Source organism: Paenibacillus sp. EB106-06-01-XG199 (assembly GCF_058791575.1).
In genome coordinates this window covers 1-14,955 of sequence record NZ_JBYTDQ010000013.1, presented here as the reverse complement: position 1 = coordinate 14,955, position 14,955 = coordinate 1, and the positions used below count along the sequence as shown (strand labels likewise).

General features: G+C 44.7%; 14 protein-coding genes and 3 pseudogenes. 8 read left to right on the top strand and 9 right to left on the bottom strand.

Annotated features, from left to right (window positions below; all coding sequences use genetic code 11):
- Positions 1-36: 36 nt before the first annotated feature.
- Together AC3WT9_RS30385 and AC3WT9_RS30380 are read left to right on the top strand one after the other, a co-directional pair.
- Positions 37-303: a zinc ribbon domain-containing protein gene (locus AC3WT9_RS30385; protein WP_052092171.1), complete on the top strand. Its 267-nt coding sequence runs from the start codon at positions 37-39 to the stop codon at positions 301-303.
- A gap of 4 nt (positions 304-307) precedes the next feature.
- Positions 308-640, top strand: a complete 333-nt coding sequence (locus AC3WT9_RS30380) for a hypothetical protein (RefSeq protein ID WP_341379050.1) — start codon at positions 308-310, stop codon at positions 638-640.
- 70 nt (positions 641-710) lie between these two features.
- Here the strand turns inward: AC3WT9_RS30380 and AC3WT9_RS30375 are convergent, their stop codons facing one another.
- Positions 711-1,265, bottom strand: coding sequence for an SMI1/KNR4 family protein (locus AC3WT9_RS30375; RefSeq protein WP_341094230.1), 555 nt, complete (start codon positions 1,263-1,265; stop codon positions 711-713).
- Between the two features lie 135 nt (positions 1,266-1,400).
- Between AC3WT9_RS30375 and AC3WT9_RS30370 the strand changes: the two genes are divergently transcribed.
- The 6 genes from AC3WT9_RS30370 to AC3WT9_RS30345 all read left to right on the top strand — a co-directional run bounded on the left by AC3WT9_RS30370 (position 1,401) and on the right by AC3WT9_RS30345 (position 5,954).
- Complete coding sequence (locus AC3WT9_RS30370; protein WP_341379049.1) at positions 1,401-2,093, top strand: response regulator transcription factor; 693 nt, start codon at positions 1,401-1,403, stop codon at positions 2,091-2,093.
- A 96-nt stretch (positions 2,094-2,189) separates the two neighbouring features.
- Complete coding sequence (locus tag AC3WT9_RS30365) at positions 2,190-3,113, top strand: ABC transporter ATP-binding protein (RefSeq protein ID WP_341094228.1); 924 nt, start codon at positions 2,190-2,192, stop codon at positions 3,111-3,113.
- Positions 3,106-3,843, top strand: a complete 738-nt coding sequence (locus AC3WT9_RS30360; RefSeq protein ID WP_341094227.1) for a hypothetical protein — start codon at positions 3,106-3,108, stop codon at positions 3,841-3,843. Before AC3WT9_RS30365 ends, AC3WT9_RS30360 begins: the two co-directional genes overlap by 8 nt.
- A 27-nt stretch (positions 3,844-3,870) precedes the next feature.
- Positions 3,871-4,773 carry a sensor histidine kinase gene (locus tag AC3WT9_RS30355; protein WP_341094226.1) on the top strand — a complete coding sequence of 301 codons (903 nt, stop codon included), beginning with the start codon at positions 3,871-3,873 and terminating at the stop codon, positions 4,771-4,773.
- 235 nt (positions 4,774-5,008) lie between these two features.
- Positions 5,009-5,404 (top strand): hypothetical protein, encoded by a 396-nt coding sequence (locus tag AC3WT9_RS30350; protein WP_341094225.1) that lies wholly within the window; start codon positions 5,009-5,011, stop codon positions 5,402-5,404.
- A 49-nt stretch (positions 5,405-5,453) separates the two neighbouring features.
- Positions 5,454-5,954 (top strand): hypothetical protein, encoded by a 501-nt coding sequence (locus AC3WT9_RS30345; protein ID WP_341094224.1) that lies wholly within the window; start codon positions 5,454-5,456, stop codon positions 5,952-5,954.
- Positions 5,955-5,982: 28 nt separating this feature from the next.
- On the opposite strand, the gene AC3WT9_RS30340 is transcribed toward AC3WT9_RS30345, so the two are convergent.
- The 8 genes and pseudogenes from AC3WT9_RS30340 to AC3WT9_RS30305 all read right to left on the bottom strand — a co-directional run bounded on the left by AC3WT9_RS30340 (position 5,983) and on the right by AC3WT9_RS30305 (position 14,595).
- Positions 5,983-6,786: a lipase family protein gene (locus tag AC3WT9_RS30340; RefSeq protein WP_341094223.1), complete on the bottom strand. Its 804-nt coding sequence runs from the start codon at positions 6,784-6,786 to the stop codon at positions 5,983-5,985.
- A 29-nt stretch (positions 6,787-6,815) separates the two neighbouring features.
- On the bottom strand, positions 6,816-7,625 hold the full coding sequence (locus AC3WT9_RS30335) for an alpha/beta fold hydrolase (RefSeq protein WP_341094222.1): 810 nt from the start codon (positions 7,623-7,625) through the stop codon (positions 6,816-6,818).
- A gap of 149 nt (positions 7,626-7,774) precedes the next feature.
- Positions 7,775-9,646 (bottom strand): LTA synthase family protein, encoded by a 1,872-nt coding sequence (locus AC3WT9_RS30330; RefSeq protein WP_341094221.1) that lies wholly within the window; start codon positions 9,644-9,646, stop codon positions 7,775-7,777.
- A gap of 477 nt (positions 9,647-10,123) precedes the next feature.
- Positions 10,124-11,020, bottom strand: a complete 897-nt coding sequence (locus AC3WT9_RS30325; protein ID WP_341094220.1) for an alpha/beta hydrolase family protein — start codon at positions 11,018-11,020, stop codon at positions 10,124-10,126.
- Between the two features lie 33 nt (positions 11,021-11,053).
- The gene (locus AC3WT9_RS30320; RefSeq protein ID WP_341379047.1) at positions 11,054-11,929 is read right to left on the bottom strand and encodes an AraC family transcriptional regulator; all 876 of its coding nucleotides are present in this window, start codon (positions 11,927-11,929) and stop codon (positions 11,054-11,056) included.
- A gap of 73 nt (positions 11,930-12,002) precedes the next feature.
- Positions 12,003-12,378, bottom strand: a pseudogene (locus AC3WT9_RS30315) (DUF6262 family protein); the annotation flags it as partial.
- Positions 12,371-12,787 (bottom strand): annotated as a pseudogene (locus tag AC3WT9_RS30310) (tyrosine-type recombinase/integrase); the annotation flags it as partial. The pseudogenes AC3WT9_RS30310 and AC3WT9_RS30315, both read right to left, overlap by 8 nt.
- Before the next feature lie 683 nt (positions 12,788-13,470).
- Positions 13,471-14,595 (bottom strand): annotated as a pseudogene (locus tag AC3WT9_RS30305) (tyrosine-type recombinase/integrase).
- Positions 14,596-14,955 lie beyond the last annotated feature (360 nt).

Below are 14,955 nucleotides of genomic sequence, written 5' to 3'. Positions count from 1 at the left end.
ATATATAAAGCTATATTTAAATGGAGGATAACTGCTATGCCAAATGAGGCGAAAAGGTTCTTTAAGCTGTTTGCCAAGAATATTAAGGAATCAACAGGTCCCGGTTATTATCAGGCCAATGGAATTTATGTCACTTGTGTTCATTGCCAATATGATAAATTCGAGCATGGATACGCGCAGCTGAATACAGCTTTCTTAAGTTTTTTGAACCTTGATTTTGCCAACCGTTCCGCGAACACCTTAACTTGTCACCGTTGTGGTTATATTCATTGGTTTAACAAGGATATTAAAAGAATGAGGTGAAGGTATGGACCCGGTAGAGGTATACAAAGGCAGACGTCCTGCGGAGCTTATGATGACTATATCGCTATGTGTGTCGATAGGAATTGCGATCTTTTCAATGCTCTATTTATCGGAAGAAGGGAGCTTTTTACTTTATTTCGCGTATGTTTGGAGCATCTTCAGTCTTACCATCATAGGGGTTTTGCTGCAACGTGTTTTCACAGCCAGGCAGATTATGAATATCGAGCTGAAACCTGGTGCAATCATCTTAAAAGATTTGACCATTGAAGCCGAGAAAACCAAAGCTGTGTATATTAAAGGGTATTTCAAGCCCGTGGTCGGAATTAAACAGCTGTAAGTATAGCCTGAAGTCGTCTTAGCATAGCGCTGGGACGATTTCAGGCTTTTTATTTCTTGCTCCAGCAGTCCTACCCGTGCAGTTCATCGTCCACTGAAGTAGTTCCGTGGCATAACTCCGGGAATGATCGCGCAATAACAATGGAATCCTCGTAGCCGAGGTTGCCGGAATGGGATACAAGAATCGGATATTCCAGGGCGTCCCTTTCCATGCGCATATCCCAAATGTAATGATTACCGCTCCCGTCCATCGCAAAGGGCACCGCTCCCGGCATATACTCCGGAAACTCATAGGCCAGAAGCATGGGTCTTAATTCAGCCGCGCTAAAAAACTGAAAGTAGCGTTCCCCGTTCACAAACTCCCCGCCATTAGAATAACGCAGAAAGTCCAGATAACTTGCAGGCAGCGCTTTGTGCGGGATGGACCATAAGCCGGGGTCAAACGGAGCGTACTGCGCATGCAGCGGATGGGCAACCGGGAAGGGATTGCGCTGCCGGCTGATGATTTCGTCGATTTCCGGCGCCGTTAGCGGTTTGTGCCAGCTCTGCATAAATTGCTCCAGCTCTGTTTCCGTTAGGCCAGGCTGCTTCTGATAACTGATTCCGAATACGTTGTCCCATTCCATGAACGATTCCCCCTTGTCCGGTCTACCGGATGATGTCACAATACGTTAAGATTAATAGAGTAGTAGAGCCAATGCAAATTACGTTTCCAGAGAAGGAGCGGGAATTGGACATAATTGTAGCTGGAGGTAACCTAAGTGGATGACTCAAACATCAAAGTACTCGTAATAGAAGATGATGCCGATATCAATCGCCTGCTGTGCCGTATGCTTACGGGCGAAGGACTTACTGCCGTCTCTGCATTTTCAGGAAGTGAAGCATCGCTTCGGCTGTCGCTTGAAGCTTACCAGCTGGTGCTGATGGACCTAATGCTTCCGGGAATGCCTGGAGAAACGTTGATTCCGCAAATCCGGGAACAATCCACGGTTCCGATCATTGTCATTTCTGCAAAAAGTACGCTGGAGGACAAGGTGGGGCTGCTGCGTTTAGGTGCGGATGATTATATTACCAAGCCCTTTGATCAGGAAGAAGTTATGGCTAGAGTGGAGGCACAGCTTCGGCGTCTACAGTATCTGCATGCGGTGAATCCTGACGAAGAAATTATCCGTGTACGTGAACTGATCATGGACAAGCAGCGGCGTGAAGTCACCTTGAACAGCGAATTGCTGACTTTAACCAAATATGAATTCGAAATTCTGGCGCTGCTCCTGTCCAAGCCTGATAAGATTTTCTCGAAAAGTGAGATCTACCGGAATATCTGGCAGGGGACGTATCTTGGAGACGACAACACCATTAATGTACATATCAGCAACTTGCGGGCCAAAATCGCCGCGGTTACCGAAGAGGAATATATCCGTACGGTTTGGGGTATCGGGTTCAAAGTGGTGTAGCTTTAACTTCTTTAAGGTTTCTTAAGGTTTTGCTTAAAGCTTATTAAGGGTGACCTGGATACAATTGAATTATCAAATTGCAAGGGAGTCATTACGATGATGCATTGTATACTGGAGATTGAGGGACTAAGTAAAACCTACCGGGAATCACACGCACTCCAGAATATCCACCTGAACATTGCTGCAGGTGATATTTGTGCAGTAATTGGTAAAAATGGCGCAGGTAAAACTACATTATTCAAATGTATTACCGAACAGGTCTTTCCGACGGCAGGCAAAATCACTTTGTATGGAAAAAGTGAAGCTGCCGAGGTTAGGCAGGAACGCAGGAAAATAGGTGCACTCATTGAAGAACCCGCATTTTTTCCGGACTTTACGGCTAGGCAGAACCTGGAATATTACCGCCAGCAACGGGGCATCGCAGGCAAAACCTCTATCGATCAAGCCCTTAAGGAAGTGAGGCTTCTTACTACCGGGAAGAAGAAATTCAGGGCGTTTTCCCTCGGGATGAAGCAGCGGCTGGGACTGGCGCTTGCCCTGATGACTCATCCGACATTCCTGCTTCTGGATGAACCGACTAACGGTTTGGATCTGGAAGGGAAGGTGGAGATCCGTCAGCTTATTCAGACCTTGAATGAGGAAAAAAAAGTGACGATCTTAATCTCAAGTCATGTGTTATCTGAATTACAAAGCGTGGCTACCCGGTATGTTTTCATGGATCAGGGACGGATTGTTGAGCAGCTGACGGCAGAGGAACTGCTGAACAAAACCAGAAAAACCGTTGAGCTGGTTGTGAATGACAGCGGCAAAGCCGCCACGATTCTGGAAAAGCACTTCCCGGGCATCCCTTATCGAATCCTGCCGGATCATCACATTCAGCTGTTCGGCGGTATGGACAAGACCGATCATATTAACGGGGTACTCTATAGTCAGGGTATCGGTGTATTTTCGATAAATGTCACGGGAGGAGACCTGGAAGAATACTACCTGAGTCTGCTGGGAGGTGAACGTGATGCTTAATCTGATGAAAAGCGAGCAGTATCGTTTCGTCCGGACCCGAAACTATTATTTATCTGGCTTGCTCTATATTCTGCTAATGGTTGGCGCTGCTGTGGCCCTTTATGCTTTTAATCAGTCAGAGCTTAATTTTCCTTACGGGAATGAACGTTTCTTCTACCGCAATGTCCTAAGCATGATGCCGGTTGTGTTCGTATTGCTCTTCATCTTTCCGCTGATCGTTATGGGCGACAATAAGAATGTGCTTAAGAATACGGTAGCCTATGGCTACAGCAGGCAAGCCATCTATACAGCCAAACTGCTGATTACAATGGCCGGATTCTTCTTATTCGCTCTTGTACTGGTGGGAGTGTCCTTGCTTTTGGGAACTACCCTGATGGTTCGCAATGTGGATCATGCACTCACGGAATATACGAGGATGCTGGTTAACATGCTGCCCCTCATGATTGCAGGAATCACAACCTACTACTGTCTTGCTGCCAGCATGAAGAAAAATGCACAGCTGCTCATCGCCTACCTGCTCATCTATTTCCTGCCACATTATATTCTGGGTTACCTCCAAGGCAGATTTACATGGGCAGAGTGGCTGCATAGTCATGGACCAGCTTATTATTTGCTTAATGCCTATGAAGATATGGGCTATGCAGCCTGGGAACCGTGGGCAGTGGGGGCGGTCTATACGCTGGTCTTTTATACGCTAGGGCTATATCTGTTCAAGAAAGAAGAGTTCTGACTATAAGTCCAGGAGGGGATAAGGAACATGCATCTAGCTCTCGTCATAACTGCGGCCTTAACGGCTGCTTTGTTTCTTATTCCCTATATGCTGCAGCGGCGGAGCATTATGCAAGTACGAAAACAACTGGCAGAAGTAGACCATCCTCCCACGCAGCACCTGAACGTTAAGCTGCCTTTGCCGGGGCGTGAAATGGAGCAGCTGGTGGTTGCCATTAACCGGCAGCTCGATCAGCGCAGGAAAGAACAAGTGACCCATCAATCGAGAGAGCTTGCAATTAAGCGGGAAATCGCCAACATTTCTCACGATTTGCGGACACCTCTTACTTCAATGCAAGGCTACGCCAATCTGCTGAAGGACCCGGCAATCCCCATAGCGGAGCGTCAGGAGTACCTGGACATTATTCTGCATAAAATGACGGTGATGAACAACATTGTGGAGTCGTTCTATGAATTGTCCAGTCTGGAGTCCGGGGACTATCCTATGGATATGCAGCCCCTCTATCTGTACAGCATGTTGAGCGAAGTTATTCTCGCGTTCCACACGGACCTAGTACAGAAGAACATTGAAGTTCAGCTGAACTTGGATGAAGCGGTGCGGAGTATCTGGCTGGATGAGAAAGCCATGATCCGAATTTTCTCCAATGTGCTGCAGAACGTGCTTAGGTATGCCAAAAACCGGCTTACAATTTCTTTATTTACAGAGGATCACAAAGTAATGATTATTTTCGCGAATGACACCGATCATATCCACGAATGGGATCTTCCCAAGCTGTTCGAGCGAACCTATACCAGTGATCACTCCAGAGCAAGCGGCCAACTGGGCCTCGGCTTATCCATCGTGAAACAACTGGTAGAGAAGCAGGGGGGGAGCCTTGGCGCCGCACTTGCGGATGGGGAGTTTCAATTGGTTCTTACGTTTGGAGAATGACAGAAAGGGAGCCGCACCCAGTGCGGCTCCCTTTCTGTCATAAACTAAACTATAATTCTGTTAGATAAGCGTGACCAACAGTTCAGTGATTTTGCCGTTTTTTACCTTACAACATAATGTCAGGTTAGAGTGTTTTGCTTGATTTTAAATAGGGAACGCCAATCGTCATATTCTTCCATTTCATTGTATAATAAACTTATATATAGACTACTTTGGCAGCTCAGGGGAGGACAAAATGAACAAACGGATTGCAATCCTATGGGTCACTATCATTCTCATGTTTGTTATAGCTGGTTGTAATTCCAACAAAAGTTCAGTCAGCCGGGAATGGAGCACATCCAATCCAACTGCGGAAGATGTTCTGTCTGACAATTCCAATGCGAACATCTTTATGTTCTCGGATATCATTTATAACTCTGGAATTCCATGGGTGGATGAATTAGAACTTCATAAAGATCAGTATGTAACGGAAATTATTGAACAGTCTGGAGATGGCAAGGAATTTAAGAATGGCACGGCCAATCAATTATCCATTGGGACAAAGATCTACAGCGTCAAGGAACGGAGCGATATATACATCGCGGAAACTGAAGACGGAGATTTGAGATTTTATGGATTAGTGGAAGGGTGAAGAGAGAAAGGAACGGCCAATACTAAAGAGTGGTCAGGAGGAAGCAACAATGCGAAGGAAAACAGTAGCCATATGGAGTGGCGTCATTTTTTTAATCGTTATCGGTATAGGTGTGGGTTATAAAATATATGACAACGATACCGCAACCTATGATATGTGGAGCAGCAGGTGGGGAATAACGATCCCCAAACCAGCAGAGCTAGTAGTTGTTTTTGAAAGTGAACCGAGTTTTCATGGGGATGGAGAAGGATACTATGTTCTGAATTATAACGAAGAACAACTGGCAAAGGTTCAAGACCAGGCACTCTGGCAGCCAATAACTGAAGAATCAAGGCATTCCCTGGAAGGAGAAGTATCGCGGTTCACACAATCTATTATACTGGTGTCCCAGAAAGAGATTGCTAAATACGGTAAGCTTTATAAGAACTACCCGACGGAGTATGACGCAGGTGATTATTATTATTACAAAAAGAAAGAGGACGGCAGTTACTGCATCGTCATCCTTAACGTGGATAAGCAACGGTTGTACTTGATGGAATGGATACAATAAGGCGCTAATTCCTGGATAGCGGCCTGAATTAGTTTGGCACTTTCACTTCAATGAGCGGGCAGAAACCGGGATTCGCCTGGCATAATTGTTCGGTAAACTCCGGCTGAAGCTTGGAGAGCGCTGTGAAATAACTTCCGATAATATGATTAAGACCAACAGCACCATTCTGGAAAGACTGCGGGTTGAGGGTCTGGACATGACTGTAATAGTACCTTTTCTCCCGCTTAGGCAGCTTGTAGATAGAGGGTGGAGTGTAGGTCACAACGTCAAAAGGATTGGCAATGCGGTAGCTGTTCGGAACATACCTTGTACTTACTTTTGCAAAGGCCGGATCGCCTACACGGGGGGACCCATAAGTGAATAGATAAGGTGAGCGGTAATCCGTATTGGCACTCAGATCGACTGCACACATGGTTGCAAGTGCTGCACCGAGGCTGTGGCCTGTAATGTATAAGGTCTTGCCGGATTCGATCTTGGACAGTGCTGAGAGAATTCCTTCACGGGCCGAAGAATAGATGTCTGTGAAGCCGCGATGGGTAAGGCAATCTTCCTTAATATATTTGAATTTTCTCTGTGAGGCGATGATGTCCGAGATCCAATTGGTTGTCGAGCTGGTCCCCCGAAAAGCAATAATTATCTCCTGTGGAGATTCCATAATAAACCCGAAGTTTTCCCATACATGGCCCAAGGATTTCGCCTTAATTACATGATTGACCGAATAATTCGCCGGCACGGCGAACGAACCATCCGTATTCGAAAATTGCGCATAGGTCTGTCCGCAGACAGCAGCCAGAAAAATCGCCCATTGCTCATAACCCTTATTGCTGCCCATCTGCATCCCGCCCTTCTTTCTTATTTAGGCTACCCGACAAACCTGGATAGTTCCCGGTTGAATTTTTCGCATTCGTCATAGAACAATCCGTGGCCGCTATTCTCGAATGGCACAAGCACAGAATTCTTTATCCCTTGATGCTGCACCACAGCCAAAGGGTAGTAACAAACTTGATCATGGATACCATGAAGAATCAAAGTAGGGACCTGTATTTTTGGGAGATCCTGAAATAATACTTCGGCGAGCCAGGCGTTGGAGACGGCTATAGTGGACCAGCTTGCTGCCTGCAGTCCTAGTTGGAAGAACCAGTCCGAGAACGGCTCCGATACTTTTTGATAGAAGAATTGTTCTCCGAAGTCACGCAGCATCTTGGGCCGATCCTGATAGGTCGCTTGAATGATCTGATCTATAGCTTCTTTTGTGGTGCCATAAGGAAAACCGGGCCGCTGAATCAGGCTGGGAGCAGCCGAGGCGAAAAGCGCAAGTTTGGACACCCCATACCCGTTGTGGCGGGCCATATAACGTATAGTTACAGCTCCTCCGGTGGAGTGTCCCGCGAGTGTAATGTCCCGAAGCCCTAAAGCCCCGATAACACACCGGATATCGTCCGCTAACCGATTGTAGTCGTATCCGCTCAAAGGTTTATCCGAATTGCCGAATCCCCGCATATCCATTCCGATACAACGATATCCCATGGGCACCAGACGATTGTACTGATATTCGAACATCTTGTGGTTCGCAGGCCAGCCATGGATGAACAATATCGTTTTCCTGCCTAGCGGGTTGATATCATTTACATATACATTCACCTGCGGTTCTACTCTAATCCAATGTTCCATTAGGCTTCCCTCATTCATCCGTTAATTTGTCTTTTCAAACCATATTATTCAGCTGATTGGGTTAAGTGCCTACAAAAAACCCCACCGTTTAATAACGGTGGGGTTGAATGGGCTATGTAGGGCTGTCCTTGCCGCGAGGGCTGTGCCTACTATTCTACTTCGGCAACCTCTCTATCAGGTAATTGTGTCACATAACTGTCTGACAGCTGAAGGAGCGCCAGGGCACGATTGAACTCATCTTCTGTGGATTGAAGCGGTTTAGCGCCATCTCCGGATAAAGTATAATGTTGGCCATCTTCAAAACCGCTGCCGGACAAGAAAAGCTCTTCGTTATTCACGAAAGATCCGGTAGGTAAATAATAGCGTTGAGGCAGCAGGTTATAGGCGGATTCATTTAACAGATCCTGTCCAAAATGAATATGGTTATCTAGCGTTACCCCTAATAAATTGGATACCGTAGGTAAAATGTCAACCTGTCCGCCTAATTGATCCTTTACAGTTGGAGTCGTAATCCCCTTAGAAGCTATGATTAACGGAATATTGATCAAATCGCGTTCCGTATATTCATGATTCAGAATTTCCTCAAGTAAGACTTTATCCTCATCCTTAAGTGAGAAAATAGGAAGCCCCCGATGATCACCATATAATGCGATTAAGCTGTTATCCCATACGCCGTTCTGCTTTAGTTCGTCGATAAACTGTCCAAGCGCGTAATCCGCGTAATTCTGAGCACGAATATAATCGCCAACGAGCGTTCCTTCAAATCGCTCCGGTAATGTCATTTTGTATTTGCTTTCCGGAATCGAGAACGGATTATGAGAGGACATGGAGATTACATGTGAATAGAAAGGTTGGGCACTTTGGTCCATTCGGGCCAGCTCTTGCGATGTCTTCTTGTAAAGAACTTCATCGGACGCCCCGTAGAAGACGGTGTCATCTTCACCGAAGTAAGATTTGTCATAAAAGCGGTCGAATCCTAATGCCTCATAAAGCTCCCCGCGGTTCCAAAAGTCAACTTCATTCGTATGGAAGGTTGCCGTATCATAACCCTGCGCCTGCAGCAGCTTAGGTAAGCTTGGAAGCTCTTTGGGAGCATAGATATCAGTAGCTGGACCATTCGGTGGCACATAAAAGGAAGTGTTCACGATAAATTCAGCATCGGAAGTGTTGCCTTGTCCAACCTGCTGGTAGAAACGGGGGAAATAGAAATTCCCGGCGGCAAGCTTGTTCAGATTCGGAGTGATTTCCTCCCCGTCAATCGACAAGTTAATCAGGAAGTTCTGAAAAGACTCCATTTGAATAATAATCAGGTTCTTTCCTTTGGCGGCTCCGAACAAGAGCGGATTAGATTGAGCCTCAATGCCTTTAGTTTGATCAATGACGGATTGATTAATTTTGGAAAGCTCAATAAGCTCTTCTTCACGCTCTGCAAGCAGGGCGTAGGCTTCATAGTTGAGAATTCCCATTTGCTCAGCCTGGATGGTTTCATTCATACTGGCCTGGTTCGGAAAAATATTCATTACACAGATCGCAAAAGAAACACAGAACAAGGCAGCCACCACTTTGCGGTTACTTCGGCGTGACATGGCTTTTTTCCAGGCGACTGCTTTCTTTCGGCTAAACATAACCAAACTAATGATAATGATATCCAGAAAAATAAGCATATATTGAGGGTGCATGACCGAAAAAATACTTTTCTTCACAGCTCCGACCTGTTTCGCCTGACCGATGACCTGAGAAGTAGCAATAATACCAAAATGATTATGATATACAATCAAAGAGAAGAACAAAACAGTAATGAGCAAATTCACAAACATGTAGATGGCTATTTTACGTTTTGTAGCGAACCATTCGATCAAGCAGAAGATCAATAGCACAAAAGGAATTTCTTTGAACCATGTAGTCCAGGTTGGCCCGTCTTCGAACAAGTAATACCAAGCAAAATAGCTTTTGGCAAGCATGATCAGTGAGAAAAATAATATGGATCTTTTACTGAGTGTACGTGGTTTCTTCAACCGCATCGGTTATGCGCATCCTTTTCCTTTTAATTAGTCCATTCTATTACATGGAAGCGCTCAAAATCAACTAGATTGGGAGAAGGATTTAAGAGAAAGACAACCTTATTATGTAAAATTCATGTCAATTACTGGATTTGACTACTCGCAGTATAATTCTCTTAACAAGCTAAAGAGCTCTATATGAGGGCTGAAGTGTTAAAAGTTGAAGCCATGCTATTTGCCGCTCCTCCTTGAATTCGATCTGTGGACGGAATACCATTATTTTGTGGACGGTTGCGCCGGACACCAACGGGATAGAGCGCTTGAATCCGTAATTGACTCCCGTAGACAGAATGGTCATGTTCATTTGTCGAACGGCTTTCAATGAAATATGTAGCCCCACTTGCCAGTACTGTCAAAAAAACCCCCGTTTTTATTAAAAATCATATTTCCCTCCCGATGGGTAGCGCACACTTATACGCCTGCGATACATTTCGTTTCCTAATCATAAGTCAACAGAAACTTTACTACCTCAGTCTTCAGCGTTTCGTGAAATTGCACGCGATCAAAGCCAGGTGGGTCCTGTGAGGGGGGAAAGGCGGGTGAAATCATCGCAGCTGGGAAAGGACTCAGGAAGGAAAAGTGTCCGGCATTCTCCACAGTCCGATAGCGAATCATCCGTGGTTCAGCAACACCATTCAAGATGATCTGTGCGTGAAATGGAGGTGTGTACGGGTCTCGCTCCGCGTCCAGCATGAGAATGGGGAGACGAACGTCGCTTAATGCCCCCTCATTCTGGAACCAAACGGACGCCGGGGCCAGCAAAATCAGGGACTGGATTCGCGAATCGCGAAGGACATCGATTTGCTGCGGCTTCCCATTTGGGCTCTCATTAGGGAAGGAGGTCGGGACGCCGCCAGCTGCTGCCAGCGCGGTGTAGCCGCCCATGGAATGCCCGATGACCGAGAGGCTTCCCGGCTGGATAAGCCCCTTAAACCTCTCATCTTCAAAAAACCAGTCGGCTGCCATGCGAAGGTGCTGGGGTCGATAGGTGAGGTTTTGGACCGTACCTTCCAAACTATTATCGTTGCGGTTATTGTGCGGATGTTCGGGCAGGCCAACGATAAAGCCGCTGCGTGCCAAATGCCGAGCAAGCGACCAGTACACAAGCGGCGAACCACCTGTACCGTGTGAAATGAGGACCAACCTAAACTTTCCCTCCCTCGGCGTAGCGTCTCTGGCCACTTCCAACGAGTACGGCCCTAGACGATCAGCCTGTTCCGGTGAGTCTGTCGGATACATCACGATCATAGGAAAGGTCACCCTCAATGAGTTTTCTGTAATTTGTACCTCGCAGCATCCTGCGTATCCTTCATTAATGTCTGCTTTTTTGTTCATCTTGATTTCTTCCTCTCCTTAAGCGATACGCTCCTAAGATGGCGAGCTAACGGGAATATATATGTCCAATACCGAATCCTCGTTCGTCGGTCCTAGATATCGTTGGTCGTAACGCGCGAACTCCGGGGCATTCGTACGAACGCTGCCTGACTGGGGTAACCACGTTTCGTAAATGTATTGGAACGTATCGTTGAGTCTCGCTAATGTCCCCTTATGAGTAAAAACCGCATAAGTTGCCGCTGGTAGCAGCTTAGCGACCATTCCCAAGAGAACCGTACTCTCCTCGCTGGTCGCCTCGACACAAGCGGTATAAGTGACTTCCCATTGCTCGCCCGTAAGTTCAATGACCGCATAAAATATGTCTTCCGTATCCGGCTTTCGCTTAATTTCAAACACACGCTGCCTAAAGCTCCGCCATAGCATTCCGACCTCGTCCGAATTGACACCCGGTATCGACATGCCGACCAAATGCAGATTGTCCAGGCAGACAAAAGCTGGCACGAGGGAAAAGCCCTTATGCAAATGTTGCAGCCCCACTTCATCCAAAGGAAGCTTCTCCATGGCCCGGAACAACGTGTCCTTCATGTCCCTTTGCTTGCGAAATTGTCCTGGCGAGATGGAGAACAATTTCCGAAAGGCTCGGGCGAAGGATTCCTGGGACTCGAATCGGTACTGGATGGCAATATCTATGATCCTTTGATTGGTATGAAATAAATCGTATGCCGCGTGCGTCAATCTCCGCTTGCGTATGTACTCTGAGACGGAGCATCGAGTAACTGATAGGAAGATCCTGTGAAAATGGTAAGGCGAATAGCCGGCAGCTTCCGAAACCTTGGCGCTTAAACTCTCATCGGTCAGATGATTTTCAATATAGGAAATGGCCTTGATTACCGAATCCTTATAGTTCACATTAATGCCTCCATAGAGATATTATCACTGTACGATAGATGAAACGCTCGGTTTTGATATTTTTTGCGGAATATTTTTCGTAAATCTGAGCATAAGCCTTTTTCATTTCTTCTCGTAATTCTTTGTTCTCGTTCTCCAGTGCTTTGATTTTGCGTTTTAACGTTTCGATGAGTATATCCTTATTCGCATCATTCATCTCACGCTTGATTTGCTTTGGAGTAGGTGCTTGTGATTGTTGACGGCGTAAGGATTCGATTCTCTCGCGGATATCTGAATGGTTATATAAACTCGCTTTCGATACACCCGATTCTTCTGATACGCTATTGAAATTAATACTCTTGTTGGCTCGTAAGAGGCGTTTAATCGCCTGATCTACCTTCTCTAAGGTACTCGCCTTCCCGTTGGGCATGGATTCTCTTCAGATAAGCTGTACGGTCGTAATTAGCCATTTCCAGCACTCACCTTTCTTTTTATACGGTCTTGTCTACCGAAAATGATATTGCCTTCTTGAAGGTTAGTTAGAATCCCCTGATAACGTAGTAGATTTTTCTCGTTCTTCTCAGCCATATCTTCACGACCATGTTGTTTTGCTGCCACAATAGCCTTTGATGTGGTTTTAATATGCAGTTCATATTTCAGTACATCCAATTCAGAGAAGCCTATGGCTAAATCTTTACATGGGCTTCCTCCATTACACGTTAAGCAAGGTGGTGCTTCCATGTGAGGGCATTCACCTTTTAAACGAGCGTGGCATGTCCCATAAGGGTTATCCATTGCATTCAACTTATGGTCTTGCCATAACGCATTTAAGATCTCTGCAGGAATGTCTTCTCCCACTTTAATTTCTTGCACATCACCGACTTTCGATCTTCGTGAAATCAAGATAGTGAGCAGAATTACTCTTGTTATAGTGGATCCCATATTTATCATGCAGTATCCTTACATCCCAGCGATCTTTTTCCCATTCTTCACGGGTGTCTGTTAATTGTAAGAACTTTGAAAGAAACAATCACAAATAGCCCGCCAAATGTGTTTTTCGTGTAACTTCGGCACGAAATGCATGTTTTGAATCTCTTGTGTCTTATATTTCTGTTCATGCAACCAAAATAGCCATTCACGCTCTACTTTATCAATACCTAAGTCAAGCAGGGAAAACAGAGTAGGGTACTATTCATTTAGGAATTTTGAAAATACGCTCCAGCATTGTCCCACAAAAATAGTGACGAGAGCTTTCTCAGCATAAAATAGCTCGTGATACTATTTTACTTCCAAATTAACCGTAGAGCTTTTGATTTTAAAATGGATATTTTGAGTTGAGTGATTATAATTCTCCGCCAGCTTTTTAAACTGTTTGATATCTCCGATAAAATCAACATTCCATTATCATTGACCAGGAAATAAGGATTATTTACATGCTTCACGTTTATAGATCCATCAGTATGAATGGTCTTCTCAGGATAAGCAGAAAGCTCTTGCTCTAATCTCTCATGAAAGCTCAATTCCTCACGGTATGTACGTAGAATAGTTTTTTTCATATTCAATCACCTTGAATCCTTTATATTGATCTGAAATGCTGTCTGTGCTTTCTCCCAATCCTTACGAATGTCATCTTCTGAAAGATGTACGTATAGATTCATCGTGGTCTGAATCTGCGAATGTCCTAAACGTTCCTGCACTTGCTTTATGTCTTTGGTTTCTTGGTAATACATCGTAGCGTGTGTGTGTCTAAAAAGGTGGGGGTGAAGTTTGCGAATTCCCGTTTTCTCCCTTAAACGCTTAAAAAGAGCTTCTACAGCGGTAAGTGTCAGGGGCTTACCTTTATTTTCACCTCGAAGAATTACAAAAACGAAATTGGAGCGAAAGTCCAACTCATCAAGGACTTCATATAAGTAGTCATCAAACAAGTCCATTAACGCTTGGGACACATATATTCCGCGCTCACCTGTTTTGAGCATGGCTCCGTTTTGTAATTCCCCTCGATCTTTTAGAAAAATCCGATGGCCTCTATAATCAAACTTAAAATCTTCCAAATAGAGTGAGAGGACTTCACCAATTCGCAAACCTGTTTCAAATAACACTTGGATGAGAAACTGATCTCTGATGTTTGTTGTTGCGTTTAGCACTTGCTGCACTTGTTCTTTTGAAAGTGTCTCAACATTTTTGCGTGGCTCTTTAATTTTTAATATATTTCTTATAGACGGCTTGTCCTTATGGACGTGATGCAGAAAGCTTTTATATCGTGATCTTCCTCCAGTAAATACCCGCATAAACTTCTCGGACATATCATCGGGAAGCTCTTCATTTCGATACAAGTAATCATAAAAGTTTGTAACAGCTGTTACTGTTAGATTAATGGTCTTTTCTGTCCTCTTTGTTTGAATCGGTTTAAGTGGAGTTATCTTGTTGCTTTCAAAAGGGCTACGCAACCAACCAACAAATTCCACCAAGTCTTCTAATCGAATATTATTTTGATCTTTATTCGTCTCTTTTTAGTACGCAAAATACTGCTTTAACGCATAACAATACGTTTTCTGCGTATTTCTACTTTTTCCCGTATTGTCTAAGTATTTTAGGTATTTCAAAACAGGGATCACAGGTAAACCATTTCCATCTATCAACATGTAACGTTTGTTGTTATCCATTAGAATAACTTCTTGTACTCGCATCGACTTTCACCTTCCAACATTAATTGATTACGCTCGGTTTTTAACCACTCTACGCCTCCCGCTATGGGCTACGCCCTCCACAAATAGAATCATATGTTGCATACTTCGATGTCTAAATAATGAATCTATCATATATAAATATAGTGGATATATGCTCATAAATTGAACAAAGTATCCACTATTTATAATAGTCTAATTAATGAAAAATAAATTGTTAGACTCGGAAAATAAAGTTGTAGACTGAGAAAATAAAGTATTAGACTGGCGGGCGCTTCATTAAGCTAAACATTCCTGTAAGGCTTAAGATTTGGTCTTTGTCAAAAAAGGAGCGCCTCGGTATGATGGGTTTGTCGACGGGTT

Excerpts from the sequence above, each read along its gene's own strand:
- AC3WT9_RS30385 (WP_052092171.1), top strand. The coding sequence starts at position 37 with ATGCCAAATGAGGCGAAAAGGTTCTTTAAGCTGTTTGCCAAGAATATT.
- AC3WT9_RS30375 (WP_341094230.1), bottom strand. The coding sequence starts at position 1,265 with ATGGAATGGGACAACGTATTCGGAATCAGTTATCAGAAGCAGCCTGGC.
- AC3WT9_RS30330 (WP_341094221.1), bottom strand. The coding sequence starts at position 9,646 with ATGCGGTTGAAGAAACCACGTACACTCAGTAAAAGATCCATATTATTT.
- AC3WT9_RS30345 (WP_341094224.1), top strand. The coding sequence starts at position 5,454 with ATGCGAAGGAAAACAGTAGCCATATGGAGTGGCGTCATTTTTTTAATC.
- AC3WT9_RS30335 (WP_341094222.1), bottom strand. The coding sequence starts at position 7,625 with ATGGAACATTGGATTAGAGTAGAACCGCAGGTGAATGTATATGTAAAT.
- AC3WT9_RS30365 (WP_341094228.1), top strand. The coding sequence starts at position 2,190 with ATGATGCATTGTATACTGGAGATTGAGGGACTAAGTAAAACCTACCGG.
- AC3WT9_RS30340 (WP_341094223.1), bottom strand. The coding sequence starts at position 6,786 with ATGGGCAGCAATAAGGGTTATGAGCAATGGGCGATTTTTCTGGCTGCT.
- AC3WT9_RS30350 (WP_341094225.1), top strand. The coding sequence starts at position 5,009 with ATGAACAAACGGATTGCAATCCTATGGGTCACTATCATTCTCATGTTT.
- AC3WT9_RS30380 (WP_341379050.1), top strand. The coding sequence starts at position 308 with ATGGACCCGGTAGAGGTATACAAAGGCAGACGTCCTGCGGAGCTTATG.
- AC3WT9_RS30325 (WP_341094220.1), bottom strand. The coding sequence starts at position 11,020 with ATGAACAAAAAAGCAGACATTAATGAAGGATACGCAGGATGCTGCGAG.
- AC3WT9_RS30355 (WP_341094226.1), top strand. The coding sequence starts at position 3,871 with ATGCATCTAGCTCTCGTCATAACTGCGGCCTTAACGGCTGCTTTGTTT.
- AC3WT9_RS30360 (WP_341094227.1), top strand. The coding sequence starts at position 3,106 with ATGCTTAATCTGATGAAAAGCGAGCAGTATCGTTTCGTCCGGACCCGA.